This is a genomic window from Sphingosinicella sp. CPCC 101087 (assembly GCF_004151485.1).
Taxonomy (GTDB): Bacteria; Pseudomonadota; Alphaproteobacteria; order Sphingomonadales; family Sphingomonadaceae; genus Allosphingosinicella.
In genome coordinates this window covers 1-377 of sequence record NZ_SBFF01000013.1, presented here as the reverse complement: position 1 = coordinate 377, position 377 = coordinate 1, and the positions used below count along the sequence as shown (strand labels likewise).

Annotated in this window: 1 pseudogene; it reads left to right on the top strand. The window is 64.5% G+C overall.

The features are described 5' to 3' along the window. Positions 1–377 (top strand): annotated as a pseudogene (locus EKM57_RS22550) (TCP-1/cpn60 chaperonin family protein); the annotation flags it as partial.

Here is a 377-nt window from a genome sequence, read left to right as displayed (position 1 = left end):
GGCGACACCGTCGTCGGCGAGAAGATCGCCGAGGCGATGGAGAAGGTCGGCAAGGAAGGCGTGATCACGGTCGAAGAGGCCAAGGGCCTCGAGTTCGAGCTCGACGTCGTCGAGGGCATGCAGTTCGACCGCGGCTACCTGTCGCCTTACTTCATCACCAACCCCGAGAAGATGCAGGTCGAGCTTTCGGATCCGTACATCCTGATCCACGAGAAGAAGCTCTCCAACCTGCAGGCGATGCTGCCGATCCTCGAGGCGGTCGTGCAGTCGGGCCGTCCGCTGCTCATCATCGCCGAGGATATCGAGGGCGAGGCGCTCGCCACGCTCGTCGTCAACAAGCTGCGCGGCGGCCTCAAGGTCGCGGCCGTCAAGGCGCC